This is a genomic window from Agromyces sp. GXS1127, from assembly GCF_050565425.1.
Taxonomy (GTDB): Bacteria; Actinomycetota; Actinomycetes; order Actinomycetales; family Microbacteriaceae; genus Agromyces.
The window spans coordinates 1-4,413 of record NZ_JBOCIG010000014.1 but is presented as its reverse complement, the minus strand read 5'-3'; the positions used below and the strand labels follow the sequence as shown (position 1 = coordinate 4,413).

Annotated in this window: 5 protein-coding genes and 1 rRNA gene; 1 reads left to right on the top strand and 5 read right to left on the bottom strand. The window is 73.7% G+C overall.

Features of this window, described 5'->3' with window-relative positions:
- Positions 1 to 58: 58 nt before the first annotated feature.
- Positions 59 to 649 carry a DUF7059 domain-containing protein gene (locus ACQ393_RS17515; protein WP_430648139.1) on the bottom strand — a complete coding sequence of 197 codons (591 nt, stop codon included), beginning with the start codon at positions 647 to 649 and terminating at the stop codon, positions 59 to 61.
- A gap of 148 nt (positions 650 to 797) precedes the next feature.
- Between ACQ393_RS17515 and ACQ393_RS17510 the strand changes: the two genes are divergently transcribed.
- The gene (locus ACQ393_RS17510) at positions 798 to 1,130 is read left to right on the top strand and encodes a hypothetical protein (RefSeq protein WP_430648138.1); all 333 of its coding nucleotides are present in this window, start codon (positions 798 to 800) and stop codon (positions 1,128 to 1,130) included.
- Positions 1,131 to 1,189: 59 nt separating this feature from the next.
- Here ACQ393_RS17510 and pnuC read toward each other — a convergent pair whose 3' ends face one another.
- The 4 genes from pnuC to rrf all read right to left on the bottom strand — a co-directional run.
- Complete coding sequence (gene pnuC / locus ACQ393_RS17505; protein ID WP_430648137.1) at positions 1,190 to 1,864, bottom strand: nicotinamide riboside transporter PnuC; 675 nt, start codon at positions 1,862 to 1,864, stop codon at positions 1,190 to 1,192.
- Positions 1,861 to 2,271, bottom strand: a complete 411-nt coding sequence (locus tag ACQ393_RS17500) for a DUF3054 domain-containing protein (protein ID WP_430648136.1) — start codon at positions 2,269 to 2,271, stop codon at positions 1,861 to 1,863. Before ACQ393_RS17500 ends, pnuC begins: the two co-directional genes overlap by 4 nt.
- Positions 2,272 to 2,299: 28 nt before the next feature.
- Positions 2,300 to 4,216 (bottom strand): thioredoxin domain-containing protein, encoded by a 1,917-nt coding sequence (locus ACQ393_RS17495; RefSeq protein WP_430648135.1) that lies wholly within the window; start codon positions 4,214 to 4,216, stop codon positions 2,300 to 2,302.
- 121 nt (positions 4,217 to 4,337) lie between these two features.
- Positions 4,338 to 4,413, bottom strand: a 5S ribosomal RNA gene (gene rrf, locus ACQ393_RS17490); the annotation flags it as partial.

Here is a 4,413-nt window from a genome sequence, read left to right as displayed (position 1 = left end):
TTGGGCACGATGACATCCTTCCAGCCCGTCCCGCAGGACAAGCCAACTCAGATGTCACCTACTCGTGCAGCAGACCCCACCCCGTTCCGAGGTCGAAGGTCGTCGCGGTCGGTCGTTGCAGCAGCAATCCGCTCAGCGTCATCGACGCCCCTCCCACGCCGAGCACGTACTCCTCGGGCAACGGCCCGCCCGTCGCGAGCTCGCCGGGGTCCGACGCGATCCACCACTCCCCCGCACCGGCCGCGTCGGCGAACGCGTACGGCCGGAGGTCCATGAGCGGCACGGCTCGATCGTCCGCGATCCGCACGAGGCCGAGCCCTGCGGCGCGGTCGAGGCCCAGGGTGCGCAGCGCCACGGCCAGGTCGGCGGATGCCACGGGCATGCCGAGCACGAAGCACCGGACGAGCGTCGCGAGGTCGCGCTCGTCGGGCGCGACGTGATCGAGCGCCCGCAGGGCCGGCACGCGATGGCCCCGCCGGAGCGCCGCACCGGGGTGCGTGGACGACTCGGCCGCACCGCGCTCCCAGAGCGCCTCGATGGCCGCGACCGAGTACCCGGCTGCGCGGAGGTCGACCGCGAGGGCCGCGACGGCGTCGTCGTCCTCCGCCGGTCCGGGTGCCGAGACGGACCGGTCCGCTGGTGTGCTCACCGCTCCATTCAACCAGCCGTCCCCGCCAGGTCGTCCGTCCGTCATCCGCCCGTCATCGGCCGTCCACGCCCGGCGGGCGCGTGTAACCCGCGCGACACACGGGCTGGGTAGCGTCGGTTACGATCGAACGAGCGAGGGGAGGTCGCACATGGCAGAGCCGACCACGCTCGAGCGCCTGCGACAGGACGCACGAGACGAACTCTCCGCGCTCATCGAGCTGCGCTGTCGGCTCGGCGAGGACCCGTGGGCGTTCCTCCCCGAGCTGCCGTCGGTCGACGAGCAGGTCGTCGCCACCCTCCGGGAGGAGCGGCTGCATTCCGAACGGTGGAGCCCCGCGCGGGCGCGGGCGTACCACCCGACCGCGCGCCGCGGCGCCGCCGAGCGCTTCGAGTTCGAGGTCCTGCGCGAGATCGCGCTCGACCACCCCGAACTCAGTTCGGCCGTCTGGAGCATGCTCGGGCGGGTGCCCACCGCCTGGTGAGCCGGGAGCCGGCAGGTCGGCCGCGGTGCGGGCCGTTCGCCCGGCCGGCGACGCGCGCATCAGGCCGCGGCCGCCTCGCTCGCGGCATCCGCTCGCCGCTGCACGCGCATCCACGTGATGAACCCGACGAGCGTGAACGCGCCGTAGAACAGGTAGAGCAGCGCGGAGGCGTAGTACCCGGCGCTCACGAGCAGCGGGACGCCGACGATGTCGACGGCGACCCAGATCAGCCAGAACTCGGTCCACCCTCGGGCCATGCCCCACGTCGCGAGGAGGGAGCCGACGAAGATCCAGGCGTCCGCCCACACGGGCTCGAACGATCCGAGCGCACGGAAGATCGGCGTCAGGGCGAGCGTGCCGCCGACGAGGAGCACGATGAGGAGCGCGCGTTCGCGCCCGGTCGCCCAGCGCGGCGTCACGGCCGGCGCCGACGCATCGCCGTGGCGGTTCCGCGACCACTGGATCCAGCCGTAGATCGACACGACGATGAACATGACCTGCCGTGCCGCCTGCCCGAGCAGGTTCACCGGGTTCGGGGTGCCGAAGACCGCGCCGAGGAACACGGTGAAGAGCAGTGCGTTGCCGATGATGCCGACGGGCCACGCCCACACCTTGCGACGGAGACCGCCCACCGCCGACGCCAGGCCGAAGGCGTTGCCGACGATCTCGCGCCAGAGGATCACCTGGTCGCCGATGACCAGCTGGGCGTCGAACAGCCAGGCGATCGGGTTCACGGGGCGACCGCCGCGTCGCGACGTGCGCGCGACCGGGACCGTCGCGCGAGCGCGGCGACGGCGCGCCAGCCCAGGAGGAACAGGGCGAGCGTGACGGTCGCGACGATCACGAACGCGACCGCGGCGCCCGCGCCGGTGGCGAGCCTGAGCAGCATGCCGACGATGACCGTCGCCAGCCAGGACGCGACGCCGGTGGACCGGACGGCCAGCGGACGGCGCCAGCCGCGCACCGCGATCCATCCCACCGCGAGCCCGACGAGGAACGGCCACGCCGTGGCCCACACCCCGGCGGCATCGACGGACTCGTCGTGGCTGGCGCGGCCGATCGCCGCGAAGACGACGACGAGGACGACGTCGGCGGCGATCGCCGCGACGATGGAGGCCGGTCGGGCTGCGGGGGCGGGCATGCGACCATCGTAGGTCGCCGTGGAGGCGTCAGCCGACGGCGAGGTCGCGCAGCTCGGCGGCCGTCGTCACGGGGAGTGCGCAGACGAACGAGCGGCACCGGTACGCCGTGGCGGTGCCGTCGCGGGCCGGGCGCGCCTCGAAGAGCTCGAACCCCGCGTCGGCGAAGGCGGCGGCCTGCGTCTCGGTCACGATCGCGGTGACGGATGCCGCCTGCCGCCGTGCCTCGGCGAGGAGCTCGGTCGCGGACGCGAGCGGCGGTGCGTCGCCGCCATCGCTCGACGTGCCGGCCGCGGCATCGGGCACGACCACGACGAGCTGCACGAGCGGAGCGACGAGCCTCGCCATGACGCCGAGCGCGCCGCCGAACGCGATCGGCCGGGTCGGCGCGATGCCGGCGACCGACCGCATGGCCGCCTCGGCGAGCTCGCGGTACCGGTCGCCCGCACCCAGCGCGGCCAACCGCCATGCGGCGTCGGCGCACGCCGTGAGCCCGGACGGCGCCGCGCCCTCGGCCGGCTCGTCGGCGAAGCCGAGTCCGCGCGCGGCGAGCACCGGATCCCCGCCGCCCGGCGCCGCGAACACCGCCGCACGCGACGTCTCCTTCCTCGCCGCCTCGGCCGCGGCGTCGACGAGCTCACGCGCCGCGACCGCGTACCCCGCCTCGCCGGTCGCCGCGGCGAGCCGCACGAGCCCCCCGGCGAACATGCCCGTGTCCTCGAGCGTGGCCGGCGCGCTCGACGCCCGACCGGCGAGGGAGGCGCGGACGAGCGTGCCGTCGGCCCGCCGGTGTTCGGCGAGGAGCCGGTCCGCCGCGCGACGCGCGGCGGCGATCGCGCGGTCATCCTCGAACACCTGTCCGGCTCGGGCGAGCGCACCGATGGCGAGACCGTTCCATCCGGTCAGGAGCTTCGCGTCGAGCGCCGGCGGCTCGAGCTCGGCCCGACCCGCGGCGTCCCGGCGGTAGTAGCCGCCCTCGTCGCGCCGGCCGTCGATCACGCTCTCTGAGTCCTGCGCCGCCGCGAATCCGCCCTCGGGAAGCTGCATCCGCTCGACCAGGAACGAGACGACTCCTGCTCCGAGGTCGTCGAGGAACGCCGGCCGATCGCCGGCCGTCGCGAGGTCGGCAGCGACCTCGAGGAGGAGCGCGTTGTCGGTGAGCATGCGCTCGTAATGCGGTTCGCTCCAGTCCGCGCGCGTCGCGTAGCGGAAGAATCCTCCCTCGACGGGATCGCGGAGCGGCGACGCCCCCATCTTCCTCATCGTGCGGACGACGAGTTCACGGTGGTCGGAGCCCGCCACGGCGAGGAAGCCGAGCACCGGGGCCACGGGGAACTTCGGAGCCGAACCGAACCCGCCGTGCACGGCATCCTCGTCGGCAGCGAGCAGGGCCGCCGCCGCCTCGATCGCCGCCCGGGCGGGCAGGTCTCCGTCCATGCGGGCGACGGATGCCGCGGCGATCGCCTCGCCCACCGCCTCCGCCGTGCGGTCGAGTTCGTCGCGGCGCTCCCGCCACGCCTCGGCGACGGCGTCGAGCACGTCGCGGAAGGCCGGAATGCCGGGATGGGCGCGCGGCGGGAAGTACGTTCCGGCGTAGAAGGCCCGTCCGTCGGGTCGGGCGAACACGGTGAGCGGCCACCCGAGCTGCTTCGTGAATGCGGAGGCCGCGGCCAGGTAGCTCGCGTCGACCTCGCGATGCTCCTCGCGATCGACCTTGATCGAGACGAAGTGCTCCTCGAGCAGCGCCGCGATGGACGCGTCGCTGAAGCTCTCGCGCGCCATGACGTGACACCAGTGGCACGTGGCGTAGCCGATCGAGATCATCACCGGGACGTCACGCCGGCGGGCTTCCTCGAAGGCGGCGTCGCCCCACGGATACCAGTCGACGGGGTTGTCGGCGTGAGCACGGAGGTACGGGCTCAGCGCCGTCGCGAGTCGGTTGCCCATCGCCCCAGCGTAGGCGCGCACTCCGACGAGCGCGCCGGGGTTGCCTGCGTGGAGCACGCCATGCATCGTCCGGTGAACCCAGAAGAGCCGCCCATCTCTGGGCGGCTCTTCTGGAATGGTTGTCCGGCGGTGTCCTACTCTCCCACAGGGTCGCCCCTGCAGTACCATCGGCGCTGCGAGTCTTAGCTTCCGGGTTC

Coding starts and splice junctions, on each gene's coding strand:
- ACQ393_RS17510 (WP_430648138.1), top strand. CDS start 798: ATGGCAGAGCCGACCACGCTCGAGCGCCTGCGACAGGACGCACGAGAC.
- ACQ393_RS17500 (WP_430648136.1), bottom strand. CDS start 2,271: ATGCCCGCCCCCGCAGCCCGACCGGCCTCCATCGTCGCGGCGATCGCC.
- ACQ393_RS17495 (WP_430648135.1), bottom strand. CDS start 4,216: ATGGGCAACCGACTCGCGACGGCGCTGAGCCCGTACCTCCGTGCTCAC.